Source organism: Micromonospora sp. RTGN7 (genome assembly GCF_033804645.1).
Lineage (GTDB): Bacteria > Actinomycetota > Actinomycetes > Mycobacteriales > Micromonosporaceae > Micromonospora.
The window spans coordinates 1-17,547 of record NZ_JAPZLF010000017.1 but is presented as its reverse complement, the minus strand read 5'-3'; the positions used below and the strand labels follow the sequence as shown (position 1 = coordinate 17,547).

The window sequence follows — 17,547 nt, the reverse complement described above, 5'->3', positions numbered from 1 at the left end:
TTGCGGCCAGCCGGGTCACGAGTCGGTGCCTTCCATGGCCATCCGGACCAGGCCGGCGACGTCGAGTTCACGGATCTCCGCCTCCGGCGCAGGCGACGCGGCGGACACCGGGGCGGCCGGGCCGGTGACCGTGCGGGCCAGCTGCAGGAGCTGGTCGAGCAGGCCGGCCTGGCGGAGCTGGTCCAGCGGGATCGCGGCGAGGACCCGGCGGACCGACTCCTCGTCCCCGCCGTCACCGGCGCCCGTCCCGCCGTCGGGGAACAGCTCCTCGTGCAGGTGGTCGGCGAGGCCGGCCGGGGTCGGGTAGTCGAAGACGACCGTGGTGGGCAGCTCGTGCCCGGTCGCCGCGGTGAGCAGGTTGCGCAGCTCCACGGCCGTCAGCGAGTCGAAGCCGAGGTCGAGGAAGCCCCGGTCGGTGTCGATCACGTCGCCGGAGGAGTGGCCCAGCACCTTCGCCGCGTCCACCCGCACCATCTCCAGCAGGGCGGCCCGCCGTTCCTCCGCGGGCAGCGGGCGCAGCCCGGCGAGCAGGTCCCGGGTGGCCGAATCGGCCGGCGCCGGGCCGTCGGCGACAGTCGCCGGCACAGCCCGCAGGGCCGGCAGGTCGGCCAGCAACGCGCTGGGCCGCAGCGCGGTGAAGAGCGGGTGGAAGGTGGCCCAGTCGACGTCGACGACGGCGACGGTGACGTCCCCGGCGGCGAGGGCGTGCCGCAGTCCGGCCATCGCCACGCCCGGCGGCATCACCCGCAGGCCGCGGCGGCGCAGCTGCTCGGGCGCTCCGTCGGAGAACATGCCCGACTCGCTCCACGGGCCCCAGGCCACCGACGTGGCCGGCAGTCCCCGGCCGTGCCGGTGCTCGGCCAGCGCGTCGAGGTACGCGTTGCCGGCCGCGTACGCGCCCTGCCCGCCGCTGCCCCACACGGCCGCGATGGACGAGAAGAGCACGAACGCGTCCAGCTCGACGCCGTCGAGGAGTTCGTCGAGGAGCTCGGCGCCGACCAGCTTCGGGGCGATGACGTAGGCGAGGTCCTCCAGGGTGGTGTCGGCCAGCGGCACCACCTCGCTGACGCCGGCGGCGTGCACCACCGCCCGCAGCGGCGGGCCCTCCCGCCGCAGCTCGGCCACCAGGTCGGTCATGGCGTCCCGGTCGGCGGCGTCGCACCGGGCGATGCGGCCCTCGACGCCGAGGCCCTCGAGCTCGGCCAGCAGTTCGGCCGCGCCGGGGGTGGCGGCGCCGCGCCGGCCGGTCAGCACGACCCGTTCCGCGCCGGCCCTCGCCACCCAGCGGGCCACGTGCCCGCCGAGCGCGCCGGTGCCGCCGGTGATCAGCACCGTGCCCCGGGGCTGCCACGGCGCGGGGTCCCCGGCGGTGACGGCCGGGACGAGCCGGCGGACCAGCACACCGGACTCGCGGACGGCGAGCTGGTCCTCCGCGACGCCGCCGGTGAGGATGCCGCCGAGCCGCATCCCCGTCCAGCTCTCCACGGTGGTGGGTAGATCGACCAGCCCGGCCCAGCGGGCGGACTGCTCCAGCGCGGCCACCCGGCCCAGCCCCCACAGCATCGCCTGGCGGGGGTTCACCGGCACGTCGCCGTCGCCGACGCCGACCGCGCCCTGCGTGACGCACCAGAGCCGGGCCGACGCCTCGGTGTCGGTCAGCTCCTGGAGCAGGTGGACGGTCGCGGCGAGGCCCCGGGTCAGCGCCGGGTGCTCGGCGTGCGAGGCGTCGTCCAGGCCGAGGAAGGACAGGATCGACAGCGTCCCGTCGGCCGCCTCAAGCGCCTCGCCGACCACGTCGGCGAGCTGTCCGCCCAGGTCGTCGGGGTCGGCGGCGGTGTCGACGGGCACGATGGTCACGTCGGCGCCGAGGGTCCAGGTGCAGGAGTCCAGGCCCGGGTCGTCGGCCCGGTCGGCGGGCAGCAGCACCAGCCAGGAGCCGGGTTCCTGCTCGGTAGACGTCCCGGCGAGCGGCTCCCAGACCGCCCGGTACCGGGCGTCGTCCACCAGGGACCGTTCCCGGCCGCGTCGCCGCCACGCCGACAGCGCCGGCAGCACCGCCCCGAACGGCTGGTCCCGGTCCACGTCCAGCTCACGGGCCAGGGAGTCGAAGTCCTCGGCCTCGACCGCCGCCCAGAACCGGCGCTCGACCTCGGTGCTGTCGTCCTCGGCGGTGCGGTTGGCCCACACCGGCGGCTCGGGCCAGTAGCGCTGCCGGTCGAAGACGTACGTCGGCAGGTCCGCCTCCTGGGCGCCGGTGCCCTCGTACAGCGCCGACCAGTCCGGGGAGACGCCATGGGTGTGCAGCGCCGCGACGGCCCGCAGCAGGGCGGCCGGCTCCGGCCGGTCCCGGCGGAGCGTCGGCACGACCAGCGGGGCCCGGCCACCGGCCGGGGCGCCCTCGGCGAGGACTGCCTGGGTCAGGGCGGTGAGCACCCCGTCGGGGCCGATCTCGACGTATCCGGTGCAGCCCTGGGCCCGCAGGGCCGCGACGGCGTCGGCGAAGCGCACCGTGTCGCGGGCGTGCCGCACCCAGTACGCCGCCTCGCCGAGCCGCGCCGCGTCCACCGGCGCGCCAGTGACCGTGGAGACCATCGGCACCGTGGGGTCCTGGTAGGCAAGCCGGCCGGCGACGGCGGCGAGGTCGTCGAGCACCGGGTCCATCAGCGGGCTGTGAAAGGCGTGGCTGACGGTCAGCCGCCGGACGCGTACGCCCCGGGCCGACCACTGCGCGGCCAGCTCCTCGACGGCGTCGCCGGCCCCGGAGACCACCACGGCGGCGGGGCCGTTGACGGCGGCGACGGAGACCCGGTCGGCGTGGTCGCCGAGCGAGGCGACCACGTCGGCCTCGGCGGCGGCGACGGCGAGCATGGCCCCGCCGTCGGGCAACGCCTGCATCAGCCGCCCCCGGGCGGCGACCAGCTCGGCGGCGTCGGCCAGGGAGAGCACCCCGGCGGCGTACGCGGCGGCGAACTCGCCGATGGAGTGCCCGGCGACCGCGTCGGGGCGCACACCCCACGCCGCCAGCAGCCGGAACAGCGCCACCTCGACGGCGAAGAGCGCCGGCTGGGTGAACTCGGTGCGGTCCAGCAGCGCCGCGTCGGGCGAGCCGGGCTCGGCGAACAGCACGGGCTTCAGCGGCGCGGGCAGGTGCGGGTCGAGGGCGGCGCACACCTCGTCGAGGGCAGCGGCGAAGGCCGGGAACGCGGCGGCCAACTCACGGCCCATCCCGGGCCGCTGCGCGCCCTGCCCGGAGAACAGGTACGCCACCTTCGGCCGGGGCGCGACCGCGCCGGTGACCACCAGCGGCGAGTCCTCGCCGGAGCCCAGGGCGCGCAGGCCGGTGCGCAGCGCGATCCGGTCGGTGGCGAGGACGACGGCCCGGTGCTCCAGGGCGGCCCGGGACACCACGGACGACCAGCCGACGTCGACCGTCGGCGGGGCCTCCGGCCCGGTGAGCCGGTCCGCCCACGGGCCCGCCTGGGCGGCCAGCCCTGCCGCGGTACGCGCCGACAACAGCACCGGCACCACCGGCAGCCGGCCCGGGTTCCCGGCCGGCTCGGCCGGCTCGGGCAGCTCGGGGGCCTGCTCCAGGATCGTGTGCGCGTTGGTGCCGCTGATCCCGAATGAGGAGACGGCGGCCCGCCGGGGGTGGTCGGTGACCGGCCACGGCCGGCCCTCGTCGAGCAGCTCGACCGCGCCGACACTCCAGTCCACCTGGTCGGTCGGCTCGTCGACGTGCAGGGTCTGCGGCAGGTAGCCGTAGCGCAGGGCCAGGACCATCTTGATGATGCCGGCGACCCCGGCGGCGGCCTGGGTGTGCCCGATGTTCGACTTGATCGACCCGAGCCAGAGCGGCTGGTCGGCGGGGCGTTCCCGGCCGTACGTGGCGAGCAGGGCCTGCGCCTCGATCGGGTCGCCGAGCTTGGTGCCGGTGCCGTGCGCCTCGACGGCGTCCACGTCGGCCGGGGTGAGGCCGGCGTTGGCGAGGGCCTGCCGAATCACCCGCTGCTGCGAGGGCCCGTTGGGCGCGGTGAGGCCGTTGGACGCGCCGTCCTGGTTGACGGCGCTGCCCCGGATCACCGCGAGCACGGGGTGGCCGTTGCGCTGGGCGTCGGAGAGCCGTTCGACCAGCAGCAGGCCGAGGCCCTCGCCCCAGCTCGTCCCGTCGGCGGCGGAGGCGAACGCCTTGACCCGGCTGTCCGGGGCCAGCCCCCGCTGCCGGCTGAAGCCGACGAACACGCCGGGGGTGGACATCACGGTGACGCCGCCGACCAGGGCGAGGGAGCACTCCGCCTGTCGCAGCGCCTGGCAGGCCCAGTGCAGGGCGACCAGCGACGAGGAGCAGGCGGTGTCCACCGAGACGGCGGGGCCCTCCAGCCCGAGGGCGTACGACACCCGGCCCGACAGCACGCTGCCGGCGTTGCCGGTCATCAGGTGCCCCTCGGCGCCCTCGGCGCTGAACATGAGGTTGCGGTAGTCCTGGTAGTTGGTGCCGACGAAGACGCCGGTGGGGCTGCCGCGCAGCGCCTGCGGGTCGATGCCGGCCCGCTCGATCGCCTCCCAGGACGCCTCCAGCAGCAGCCGCTGCTGCGGGTCCATGGCCAGGGCCTCGCGGGGGCTGATGCCGAAGAAGCCGGGGTCGAAGTCGGCGACCCCGGTGACGAAGCCGCCCTCGCTGGCGTAGCTGGTGCCCTCGTTCTCCGGGTCGGAGTCGAAGAGCCGGTCGAGGTCCCAGCCCCGGTCGGTGGGGAACTCGCCGATCGCGTCGCCGCCGGCGGCGAGGAGCTGCCAGAGCTGCTCCGGGTTGTCCGCCCCGCCGGGCAGGCGGCAGCTCATCGCCACGATGGCGATCGGCTCGCCGTCCACGGCCGGTGCCGCCGGGGTCAGGGCGGCCACGTCGGGGGCGGCACCGGTGAGCAGCTCGTCCAGGTGCGCGGCGAGCGCCGTCGGGTTGGGGTAGTCGAAGGCGAGCGTGGCGGGCAGCCGCAGGTCGGTGGCGGTGGCCAGGAAGTTGCGCATGTCCACGGCGGTCAGCGAGTCCAGGCCCAGATCCCGGAAGGGCCGGGTGGCCGGGATGTCGTCGGCCGCCCCGTAGCCCAGCGCGGTCGCCGCGCACTGGCGGACCAGTTCCAGCAGCGACGCGGCGCGCTCCGCCGGGGTGTGCCCGGCGAGCCGCCGGGCCAGCGCCGACGGTACGTCCGCCTCGTCGGCCTCGGCGGCCTCCGGGGTGACCTGCCGGGTCGCCTCGCGCACCTCGTCGAGGTCGGCGATCAGCGGGCTGGGCCGGACCAGGGTGAACGCGGGGGCGAACCGCCCCCAGTCGATGTCGGCGATCAGCGTGGTCGTCTCGCCGCGATGCAGCGCCCTGGCCAGCGCCTCGACGGCCAGGTCGGGGTCCATGCCGACCATGCCGCCCCGGCGCAGCCGCTGCTGGGCACGCTCGTTGTCGGCGGGCAGGCCGGCCCCGCTCCACGCGCCCCAGGCCACCGAGAGGGCCGGCCGGCCCTCGGCCCGGCGCCGCTCGGCGAGGGCGTCGAGGAAGGCGTTCGCCGCCCCGTACGCGCCCTGCCCGGCGTTGCCCGTGGTGCCGGCGACCGAGGAGAAGAGCACGAAGGCGTCCAGGTCCAGGTCGCGGGTCAGCTCGTCCAGGTGGACGGCGGCGACGCACTTGGGCGCGGCGACGGTGTGCAGGCGCTGCGGGGTGGCGGTGTCGACGATCCCGTCGTCGAGGACGGCAGCGGTGTGCAGCACGGCGCTCAGCGGGACGTCGGCGGGGACGCCGGCCAGCAGGTCGGCGAGTTGCCCCCGGTCGGTGACGTCGCAGGCGGCGACGGTGACCCGTACGCCGAGGTCGGTCAGCTCCGCCTCCAGCTCGGCCGCGCCCGGGGCGGCCGGGCCGCGCCGGCTGGCCAGCAGGACGTGCGCGGCACCGGAGCGGGCCGCCCAGCGGGCCAGGTGTCCGCCCAGCCCGCCGGTGCCCCCGGTGATCAGCACGGTGCCGCGCATCCGCCCGCCGTCGTCCGCCGAGTCGCCGGACGTGGCCGGTTCGGGCTCGGTGATCCGGGTGAGCCGGCGGGCGAAGACCCCGGAGTCGCGGACGGCGAGCTGGTCCTCGCCGCCGCTGTCGCCGAGCGCGGCGCAGAGCCGGATCCCGGTCCACGGGTCGAGGGTCTCCGGCAGGTCGACCAGGCCGCCCCAGCGGACGGGGTGTTCCAGGGCGACCGCGCGGCCGAGGCCCCAGACCGCGGCGGCGGTCGGGTTCGGTGCCAAATCCCCGGCGTCGACGGCGACGGCCCGCCGGGTGGCGCACCACAGCGGCGCCGCGACGTCGAGCGACCCGAGGGCCCGCACCAGCAGGACCGTACCGGTGACGCCCAGCGTGGTGGCGGGGTGTTCCGGGTGTGCCCGCTCGTCGAGCCCGAGCAGCGACAGCACCGTGACGGGGGCGCCGTCGGCGGGGAGCGCGGCGCGCAGCAGGTCGGCCAGCGCGGTCGGGTCGGTGGTCGCGTCCACCTCGACGGGTACGACTTCCGCGCCGACGTTGCCGAGCGCGCCGAGCACGTCAACGACGATCGGGTCCTCGGCCAGCGCGGCGGGGACCGGCACCAGCCAGGTCCCGTCGAGCCGGTCCAGCGGCAGGTCGGGCAGGGCCGGCCAGGTGATCCGGTAACGCCACCGGTCGATGTCCGGCTCGTCGTCGAGCTGGGCGAGGAAGAGCGGCGGCGCGGGCCAGTACCGCTGATGCTCGAAGGCGTAGGTGGGCAGGTCGACGGTGGCCGTGGCGGCGAGCACCTTCGTCAGGTCGACGGGCAGGCCGATGGCGTACGCGGTGGCCAGGTTCGTCAGCAGCCGCACCGCGTCGTCGTCACCGCGCCGCAGGCTGCCCAGGGTGTGCCCGGTGGTAGCGGTGTCGTCGAGGATCGCCGTCACCGGCATCGTCAGCACCGGGTGCGGGCTGATCTCCACGAAGGCGCGGTGACCGGCGTCGATCGCCACCCGCACCGCCGCGTCGAACCGTACGGTCTGCCGCAGGTTGTCGTACCAGTACTGCGCGCCCATGGAGGTCGGGTCGACCCAGTCCCCGGTCAGGGTGGACACCAGCCGGACGTCACCGGCCTGCGGGGCCACGTCGGCCAGGTCCGCCCGCAACTGCTCGGCGACCTCCTGCACCGACGCGGAGTGCGACGCGTAGTCCACCGGGATCAGCCTTGCCCGGAGCCCGTCGTCGGTGCACGCCTGCACCAGGTCCGCCACCGGCTGCGGCGGCCCGGACACCACGACGGTGCCCGGACCGTTGACGGCCGCGACGCCCACGCCGGGGAACCGCGCGAGGCGGGCGGTGACCGCGTCGGCGGATAGGTCCACCGATGCCATCGCCCCCGTGCCGCGCAGCACCGCGAGGGCGCGGGAGCGCAGGGCGACGGTCTTCGCCGCGTCGTCCAGGGTCAGGATCCCCGCCACGCAGGCCGCACCGATCTCACCCTGCGAGTGGCCGATGACCGCCTGCGGCGCCACCCCCGCCTGCCGCCAGACGGCCGCCAGGGCGATCCCGACGGCCCACAGCACCGGCTGGACGACCTCGACCTGGTCCAGCCACGACTCGTCCTCGCCGGTCAGCACGGAGACGAGATCCACGTCCAGGTAGGGGGCCAGCGCACGCTGGCACTGCGCCAACCTCGCGTCGAACACCGGGGTCCGACCCACCAGACCGGCCGCCATCCGCGCCGACTGCGCACCCTGACCCGGGAACACGAACACCGGGCCCGCGCCCGGGCCCGCCGCCGCGCCGGAGACCACGTTGCCGACCGGCGCACCCGCGGCCAGGGCGTCCAGGCCGGCCAGCAGCTCATCGACGGTCGAACCGACCACGGCGGCCCGCTGCTCGAACGTCGACCGGGTGGCCGCCAGGGACCAGCCCACCGCCGCCGGGTCCAGGCCGTCGCGCCCCCGCACGTACGACGCCAACCGGGTTGCCTGGCCGACGAGGGCGGACCTGGACCGGGCCGACACCGTCCACACCGTCACGTCCGAGGCGACCAGCCCCGGGGCCGTGGTGGGGGCGGCGGCCGGCTCGTCGTCGGCCTGCTCGATGATCACGTGGGCGTTGGTGCCGGAAATGCCGAAGGAGGAGACGGCGGCCCGCCGGGCCCGGCCCGTCTCGGGCCACGGCCGCGCCTCGGTGGTCAGTTCCACCGCGCCGGCCGTCCAGTCGATGTGCGGGGAGGGCTCGTCGATGTGCAGCGTCGCCGGGACGACCCCGTGCCGCATGGCCAGCACCATCTTGATGATGCCGGCCACCCCGGCGGCGGCCTGGGCGTGGCCGATGTTCGACTTCACCGAACCGAGCAGCAGCGGCGCGGCCTCCCCCCGGTCCTGCCCGTACGTGGCGATGAGCGCCTGCGCCTCGATCGGGTCGCCCAGCGTCGTGCCGGTGCCGTGCGCCTCCAGCACGTCGACGTCCGCGGTGGAGAGTCGCGCCGAGGCGAGGGCCTGGCTGATCACCCGCTGCTGCGCGGGCCCGTTCGGGGCGGTGAGCCCGTTGGACGCGCCGTCCTGGTTGACGGCGGAGCCGCGGACCACCGCGAGGACGCGGTGCCCGTTGCGGCGGGCGTCGGACAGCCGCTCGACCAGCAGCCAGCCGACGCCCTCGGAGAACCCGGCGCCGTCGGCGCCGGCCGCGAAGGACTTGCACCGCCCGTCCGGGGAGAGTGCGCGTTGCCGGCTCGACCCGACAAAGAGGCCGGGGGTGGCCATCAGGGTCACCCCGCCGGCCAGCGCCAGGTCACACTCTCCCGCCCGCAGCGCCTGCACGGCGAGGTGCAACGCCACCAGCGAGGAGGAGCAGGCCGTGTCGATGGACACCGCCGGCCCCTCCAGCCCGAGGGTGTACGAGATCCGGCCCGACGCGACGGCCGCCGCACCCCCGGTCATCGAGTGCCCCTCGTCGCCGTCGGGCGACATCATCAGCAGCGTGCCGTAGTCCTGCCCGTTGGTGCCGACGAACACCCCGGTCCGGCTGCCGCGCAGCACGGCGGGGTCGATCCCGGCGGACTCGACGGCCTCCCACGAGGTCTCGAGCAGCAGCCGCTGCTGCGGGTCCATGGTCAGCGCCTCGCGGGGCGAGATGCCGAAGAAGGCGGAGTCGAAGTCCCCGGCCCCGTCGACGAACCCGCCCTCCCGGGCGTACGAGGTGCCCGAATGGTCGGGGTCGGGGTGGTAGAGCCGCTCGGTGTCCCAGCCCCGGTCGGTGGGGAAGGGCGCGATCGCGTCCCGACCGTCGCTCAGCAGCTCCCACAACTCGTCGGGGTTGCGCACCCCGCCGGGCAGCCGGCAGCTCATCGCCACGATCGCCACCGGCTCCAGCTCCTGGGACTGTGCCTCACTGAGTCGGCGGCGGGTGTCGTGGAGATCAGCCATGACCCGCTTGAGGTAGTCGCGGAGCTTGTCTTCATTGGCCATCGGGGGGTGCCGCTTCCTCGGGAGGGACGGGACAGAGCCGGAGCGGGTCAGGAGATGCCGAGGTCCTTGTCCACCATGGCGAACAGTTCGTCGTCGGTGGCTTCGGTGAGGTGCCGGCCGATGTCCGCGCCACCACTGGCCTGGCCGAGGCGGGAGAGCATCGCCTGCAGGCGCACGGTGGCCCGCATTCGTGCCGCCTCGTCGCGCGCCACGACGTCGAGGCTGTCGGCGATCCGGTCGAGGTCGTCGAGCAGGACGGTCGGGGTGACCACGTCGTCGTGGGCGACCTCGGCGAAGAGGTACTCCGCGAGGGTCGTCGGCGTCGGGTAGTCGAAGACCAGGGTGACGGGCAGGGCCACCCCGGTGGCCGAGCCGAGCCGGTTGCGCAGCTCGACGGCGGTGACGGAGTCGAAGCCCAACTCCCGGAACGCCCGGTGCTCGTCGACCGACTCGGCGGAGGGGTAGTTGAGCGTGGCGGCGACCTGGTTGCGGACCAGGGCGAGCAGCGCGGCGAGCCGGTCGGCGGCGGGCAACGCGGCGAGCCGGTCCTGCAACGACTCCGGGCCGTCGCCCGCCTCCACGCCGGCGACCGTCTCGGCGGCGGCGAGCCGGCGCACGTCCGGCAGGTCGCTGATCAGCGGGCCGGGCCGGGTGGCCGTGAAGGCGACGGAGAAGCGTTCCCAGGAGATGTCGGCGATGGTGAGGAACGCCTCGCCGTGCTCCACGGCCTGGTGCAGCGCCGCGATGGCCGCCTCGGGGGCCATCTCCGGTACGCCGTGCCGGTGCAGCAGCTCCCCGAACGGCCCCTCGGCCATGCCGCCGCCGGCCCAGGCGCCCCAGGCGACGGAGGTGGCGGGCAGACCGAGGCCCCGCCGGTGCTGGGCGAGCGCGTCGAGGAACGCGTTGCTCGGGGCGTAGTTGCCGACGCCGGAGCTGGCCACGCTGCCGGCGAACGACGAGAACATGATGAACGCGGAGAGGTCCAGGTCGAGGGTCAGCTCGTGCAGGTGGTACGCGACGTCGACCTTGGCCTGGAGCACCCGCTCGATCTGCTCGATCCGGATGTCGTTGATCAGGGCGTCGTCCAGCACCGCGGAGGCGTGCACGACGGTGGTGAGCGGGTATTCCGCGGGGATCGACTCGATCAGGTCGGCCAGCGCGTCCCGGTCGGAGGCGTCGCACTCGACCACGCTCGCCCGCGCGCCCAGCGTGGTGAGGTCGTCGACGAGTTGCTGGGCACCCGGCGCGGCCATGCCCCGCCGGCTGACGACGACGATGTTCTCCACCCCGATGCGGGCCAGCCAGCGGGCGGCGTGCCCACCGAGTGCGCCGGTGCCACCGGTGACCAGCGCAGTGCCGGAGGGCTCCCACTGGTTCGAGGGCCGGCTGTCGCCCAGCGGCACGCGGGTGAGCCGGCGGGTGAGCAGGCCGCCGGGGCGTACCGCGATCTGGTCCTCCTCCCCGGCGGCGGTGAGGGCCGCGACCAGCAGGCCGGCGGAGCGTTCCTCGACGGCCTCGGGCAGGTCCACGAGGCCGCCCCAGCGCTGCGGGTGCTCCAGCGCGGCGACCCGGCCGAAGCCCCAGACCAGCGCCTGCACCGGGGAACGCAGCAGGTCGGTCCGGCCGACGGAGGCGGCGCCGGAGGTGACGGCCCACATGGGGGCGCGCAGCCCGACGTCGCCGAGGGCCTGGAAGAGCGCGACGGTGGCGGCGAAGCCGCCGGGCACGGACGGGTACAGCGGGTGGGCCAGCTCGTCGAAGGCGAGCAGTGACACCACCCCGGTCACCTCGGCGGGCTCGTCGCCCTGGCCGGGGGCGGCGACGAGGGCCTCCCGCAGCAGCTTTCCGAGCAGGTCACGGTCGACGTCGGTGGTGGCGACGGGAACCGCGACGATGGTCGCGCCGGCCGCCTCGAGCGCCTCGACGCAGGCGTCCTGCCAGGGCTCGACGATGTCGCCGGTGGGCAGGACGACGAGCCAGGTGCCGGTCATGCCCCGGGTGGTGACGCCGGTCAGCGGCTTCCAGGTGTCCTGGTACCGCCAGCTGTCGATGTCGGACTGGCGGCGGCGCTGCCGGCGCCAGGAGGTGAGTAGCGGCAGGGCCGGGAGCAGCGCGTCGAGGGCCTGGTCGATCGGGATGTCCTCGGTGGCGACGGTCTCGGCGAGGGCGGTGACGTCCCCGCGTTCCACGGCGGCCCAGAAGCCGGCGTCGCCCGGGTCGGCCGCGCCCTGGGGCGGGGCCTCCAGCTCGACGCCGCCGCTGCCGTCGAGCCAGAACTGCTGGTGGTCGAAGGCGTAGGTGGGCAGGTCGACGGTGTCGGTCGCGGCGAGGACCCCCGTCAGGTCGACGGGCAGACCGATCGTGTGCGCAGTGGCCAGGTTGGTCAGCAACCGGGTCGGATCGTCGTCACCCCGCCGCAGACTGCCCAGGACATGCCCCGTGACACCCGCATCATCCAGAATCGCCGTCACCGGCATCATCAACACCGGATGCGGACTAATCTCCACAAACGTGGTGTGCCCCGCCTCCACCGCCACCCGCACCGCCGCATCGAACCGCACCGTCCGCCGCAAATTCTCATACCAGTAATCGGCGGTCATGCTCTCCGGCTCGACCCACTCACCAGTCAACGTCGACACCAACCGGGTGTGCCCGACCAACGGAGTCACATCCGCCAGATCGGAGCGCAGCCGCTCGGCGACCTCCTGGACCGACTCCGAATGCGACGCATAATCCACCGGAATCAACCGCGCCCGCACGTCCCCGGCCTGACACGCCTGCACCAGATCCGCCACCGACTGCGGCGGACCCGACACCACCACCGTGCCGGGGCCGTTCACCGCCGCCACCCCCACCCCGGGGAAACCAGCCAACCGCTCAGCCACCACCTCGGCCGACAGATCCACCGACGCCATCGCCCCCGTACCCCGCAACACCACCAACGCCCGCGAACGCAACGCCACCGCCTTCGCCGCATCCCCCAGGGACAGGATCCCCGCCACACACGCCGCACCGATCTCGCCCTGCGAGTGACCGATCACCGCCTGCGGCACAACGCCGGCCGCCCGCCAAACGGCGGCCAAGGCGACGCCGACGGCCCACAACACCGGCTGCACCACCTCCACCCGGTCCAACCACGACTCGTCATCGCCGGTCAACACCGACACCAAATCCACATCCAGGTACGGAGCCAACGCCCGCCCGCACTCCGCGAGCCGCTCGTCGAAGACGGGGGTGCGACCAACCAGGCCGGCAGCCATCCGCGCCGACTGCGCACCCTGGCCGGGAAAGACGAAGACGGGGCCGGCACCGGTGCCGGTGACCGCGCCGGTGACGAGGTTGCCGGCCGGCTGGCCGGCGGCCAGGGCCTCCAGGCCGACCAGCAGCTCCTCGGCGTCCGCGCCGACCACGGCGGCGCGGTGGTCGAACGTGGACCGGGTGGTGGCCAGCGACCAGCCCACGGCCGCCGGGGCGAGGTCGCCGTGCCGGCGCACGTGCCGGGTGAGCCGGGCGGCCTGGCCGGCGAGGGCGGCCCTGGACCGGGCCGACACCGGCCACACGGTCACGTCGGAGGCGACCAGGCCGGGGCGACGCGCGGGCTCGGCGGCTTCCTCGCCCTCCACGGTCTCCGGGCCGGCGACGCGGGGCCGGTACTCCTCCAGGATCACGTGGGCGTTGGTGCCGCTGACCCCGAACGAGGAGACGCCGCCGCGACGGGGGCGGTCCAGCTCCGGCCACGGCCTGCGCTCGGTGAGCAGGGACACCGCCCCGGCGGTCCAGTCCACGTGCGTGGACGGCTCGTCGACGTGCAGGGTCTCCGGCATGACGCCGTTGCGCAGCGCCATCACCATCTTGACCAGCCCGGCGACGCCGGCGGCGCTCTGGGTGTGGCCGATGTTCGACTTCACCGAGCCCAGCCAGAGCGGCCGGTCGGCGGGGCGGTCCTGCCCGTACGTGGCGATGAGGGCCTGCGCCTCGATCGGATCGCCGAGGGTGGTGCCGGTGCCGTGCGCCTCGACCATGTCGACGTCGGCCGTGCCGAGCCGGGCGTTGGCGAGGGCCTGCCGGATGACCCGCTGCTGGGAGGGGCCGTTGGGAGCGGTGAGCCCGTTGGACGCGCCGTCCTGGTTGAGGGCGCTGCCCCGGATCACGGCGAGGACGGGGTGGCCGTTGCGCTCGGCGTCGGCGAGCCGCTCCACGACGAGTACGCCGCCGCCCTCGCCCCAGCCGGTGCCGTCCGCGCCGGCCGCGAACGCCCTGCACCGGCCGTCGACGGACATGCCACGCTGCCGGGAGAAGACGACGAAGACGCCGGGGGTGGCCATCACCGTGACGCCGCCGGCGAGGGCCAGGTCGCACTCGCCGCGGCGCAGCGCGTTCACGGCGAGGTGCAGGGCGACCAGGGATGACGAGCAGGCGGTGTCGACGGTGACGGCCGGGCCGTTGAGGCCGAGGGTGAACGAGATCCGGCCGGAGGCGACGCTGGTGGTGTTGCCGGTGCCGAGGTACATGTCGACGCCCTCGGGGACGTACGGCAGGCCCATCCCGTAGTTGGAGGTGCTCAGCCCGACGAAGACGCCGGTGGAGCTGCCGCGCAGCGACAGCGGGTCGATGCCGGCCCGCTCGACGGCCTCCCAGGACGTCTCCAGCAGCAGCCGCTGCTGCGGGTCCATGGCCAGGGCCTCGCGCGGGGAGATGCCGAACAGGTTGGGGTCGAACGCGCCCGCGGAGTCGAGGAACCCGCCGACCCGGGTGTAGCTCTTACCCGGCTTGTTCGGGTCGGGGTCGTAGAGCGCCTCCACGTCCCAGCCCCGGTCGTCGGGGAACTCGGTGAGGGCGTCCCGGCTGTCGGCGACGAGGTCCCACAGATCCTCCGGCGAGCGCACTCCGCCGGGAAAGCGGCAGCTCATCGAGACGATGGCCAGGGGCTCGGTGTCGCGCGCCTCGACGGTCTGCAGCTTGCGCCTGGTGTCGTGCAGGTCGGCGGTCACCCGCTTGAGGAAGTACCGAAGCTTGTCGTCGCTCATCGGGCCGCACCTGCCTCGATCCGGAAGTCGGTCATCTCAGGAGATTCCAAACTCTTTGCTGATGAAGTCGAAGATCTCGTCGTCGCTGGCCGAGTCGAGGTCGGGCCGGTCCGCCTCCGGGGCGGGCCCGGCGGCCAGGTCGGACGCCTTGGCGAGCAGCTCCTGCATCCGGGCGGTGAACCGGTCTCGGGCCACCGGATCGAGCGGGATGGTGCTGAGCAGGCTCTCCACGGTGTCGATGCCCGTGAAGAGCGGCTGGGTGGAGGGCGCGGCATCGGCGGCGATCTCGTCGGTCAGCCGCTCGGCCAGCGCCGTCGGCGTCGGGTAGTCGAAGACCAACGTGGCCGGCAGCCGCAGCCCGGACAGGCCGTTGAGCCGGTTACGCAGGTCGACGGCGGTGAGCGAGTCGAAGCCCAGGTCGGTGAAGAGCCGGTTCGCGTCGACGGCGTCGACGCCGGCGTGGCCGAGGACGGCGGCGATGTTCGCCCGGACCACGTCGAGCACCACCTTGAACCGCTCCGGGCCGGCCAGGCCGGCGAGCCGCTGGGTGAGCGGCACCCCGCCGGGGCGGGCGCCGGTGGCGTCGACCGAGCGCCGCAGCGGCACCCGGACCAGGGCGCGGAGCATCGGAGCGACGGCGCCGGCCCCGGCCTGCGCCCGCAGCGTCCCGACGTCCAGCCGCATCGGCACCACGGCCGCCGCGTCGAGCCGCCAGGCCGCGTCGAACAGGTGCAGCGCCTGCTCGGTGGTCAGCCCCGCCGTGCCCTGCTCGGCGATGCGCCGCACGTCGCCGTCGCCGAGGTGGCCGGTCATGCCGCTGGCCTGCTCCCACAGGCCCCAGGCCAGCGAGATGCCGGCGAGGCCACGGGCCCGTCGGTGCGCGGCAAGGGCGTCGAGGAAGGCGTTCGCCGCCGCGTAGTTGGACTGGCCGGCGCTGCCGAGGGTGGCCGCCGCCGAGGAGAAGAGCACGAACGCCGCGAGGCCGAGGCCCTCGGTGAGGCGGTGCAGGTGCCACGCCGCGTCGATCTTCGGCACGGCCACCGCGTCGATCCGTTCGGGGGTCATCGACTCCAGCACCCCGTCGTCGAGGACGCCGGCGGCGTGCACCACGGCGGTCAGCGGGTGCTCGGCGCTCACCCCGGCGAGCAGCGCCGCGAGAGCGTCCGGGTCGGCGGCGTCGCAGGCGGCGACGGTCACCTCCGTACCGATGCCGGCCAGCTCGGCGACCAGGTCGCCGATGCCGTCGGCCGCCGCGCCACGCCGCCCGGCCAGCAGCAGGTGCCGCACGCCGTGGGTGGTGGCGAGGTGCCGGGCCAGGAGGCGGCCGAGCACGCCGGTGCCGCCGGTGATCAGCACGGTGCCGTCGGGGTCGATGCCGCCGGGCAGCGGTTCCGTGCCGGCGGGGACCCGGCCGAGGCGCGGGGTGCGGACCTGCCCGGCCCGCACGGCGAGCTGCGGCTCGGCGGTGGCGACGGCGGCGGCCAGCACGCCGGCGCTGCCCGGGTCGTCGTCGAGGTCGATGAGTTGGAGGCGGCCGGGGTGCTCGAGCTGGGCGGTGCGTGCCAGGCCCCACACCGGCGCCTGGCGCAGGTTGACCGCCGGCCGCTCCCCCGCCGCGACCGCGTCGCGGGTGACCAGCACCAGCCGGGACCCGGCGAACCGGTCGTCGGCGAGCCAGGTCCGCAACGCCGCGAGGGTACGGTGCGTCGTGGCGCGCGCCCACACCGCGAGGCCCGGGTCAGCGTCGTCATCCGTGGTCCCGCCGACGGGGACCACAACCGCCTCGGGGGCCGGCTCATCCCCGGCGAGGAGGTCGCCGAGGGAGTCCAGGTCGACGTCGGCGCGCACTCGTACGCCCGCCGACTCGCAGGCGGCACTGAGGGCGAGGTCATCGCCGCCGAGCACCACCCAGCGGGTGGCCGCCGGCACCGGGCCTGCGGGCACCGGCAGCACCGGCCAGTCCACCTGGAACAGTGACTCGTGCCGGCCGGAGCGGGCCGCGCCGAGGGCGTCGCCGGAGACCCGGCGCATGATCAGCGAATCGGCGTGCAGCACCGGCGCACCGGTGGCGTCGGCCACCTGGAAGGCCACCCCGACCTGGCCGGCCGGGAAGACGCGCACCCGCAGGGCGGTGGCCCCGGCGGCGAGCAGGGTGACCCCGGTCCAGGCGAACGGCAGCCGGGGCACGCTGGCGTCCGCGCCGTCGCCCATCCTGCCGAGGAAGCCGCCGATCGACATGGCCTGCAACGCGCCGTCCAGCAGCGCCGGGTGCACGCCGAAGCGGCCCGCCTCGGCGTGGTGGTCGGCTGGCAGCTCCACCTCGGCGAAGACCTCGTCCCCCCGGGTCCACGCGGCGCGCAGGCCACGGAACGCCGGGCCGTACCCGAAGACGGTCGCCTCGATGCCGGCGTAGAAGTGGTCGCTGTCGACGGGGGTCGCGCCGGGCGGCGGCCACACCCCGAGGTCGAACGCGGGCACGTCGGCCGGGTGCGGGGCGAGCAGGCCGGTGGCGTGGCAGGTCCACCCCGCGTCGGCGAGGATCTCGTCGGAGCCGTCCCGGTACGGGCGGGAGTGCAGTTGCACGCCGCGCCGGCCGTCGTCGTCCCGGTCGCCCACGGTGAGCTGCACCTGGAGCGCGCCGAGGTCGGGCAGGACGAGCGGGGCGAGCAGGGTCAGCTCCTCCACCCTCGGGCAGCCGGACTGCTCCCCGGCGTACGCCGCCAGCTCCACGAACGCGGTGCCGGGCAGCAGGATGTTGTCCATCACCCGGTGCTCGCCGAGCCACGGGTGGGTACGCACCGACAGCCGCCCGGTGAAGACCATCCGCTCGCTGTCGGGAAAGGTCAGGGCGGCGCTGAGCAGTGGGTGCGCGGCGTCCTGGAGGCCGGCGGCGCTGACGTCCCGCACCTGGTGGGCGGGGGCGTCGAGCCAGAACCGCTGGTAGTCGAACGCGTAGGTGGGCAGGTCGACGGTGTCGGTCGCGGCGAGGACCCCCGTCAGGTCGACGGGCAGGCCGATCGTGTGCGCAGTGGCCAGGTTGGTCAGCAACCGGGTCGGATCG

At 75.3% G+C, this 17,547-nt stretch carries 3 protein-coding genes; all 3 read right to left on the bottom strand.

The annotated features are described in order from the left end of the window. Positions 1–15: 15 nt before the first annotated feature. On the bottom strand, positions 16–9,459 hold the full coding sequence (locus SNR22_RS22255; RefSeq protein ID WP_320068576.1) for a type I polyketide synthase: 9,444 nt from the start codon (positions 9,457–9,459) through the stop codon (positions 16–18). Positions 9,460–9,506: 47 nt separating this feature from the next. Beyond that, entirely contained in the window at positions 9,507–14,486 is a 4,980-nt protein-coding gene (locus SNR22_RS22250; protein ID WP_320068575.1) for a type I polyketide synthase, read from the bottom strand. Between the two features lie 36 nt (positions 14,487–14,522). Further along, on the bottom strand, positions 14,523–17,547 hold a 3,025-nt coding region (locus tag SNR22_RS22245), incomplete at its 5' end, for an SDR family NAD(P)-dependent oxidoreductase (protein ID WP_320068574.1).

Excerpts from the sequence above, each read along its gene's own strand:
- SNR22_RS22255 (WP_320068576.1), bottom strand. The coding sequence starts at position 9,459 with ATGGCCAATGAAGACAAGCTCCGCGACTACCTCAAGCGGGTCATGGCT.
- SNR22_RS22250 (WP_320068575.1), bottom strand. The coding sequence starts at position 14,486 with ATGAGCGACGACAAGCTTCGGTACTTCCTCAAGCGGGTGACCGCCGAC.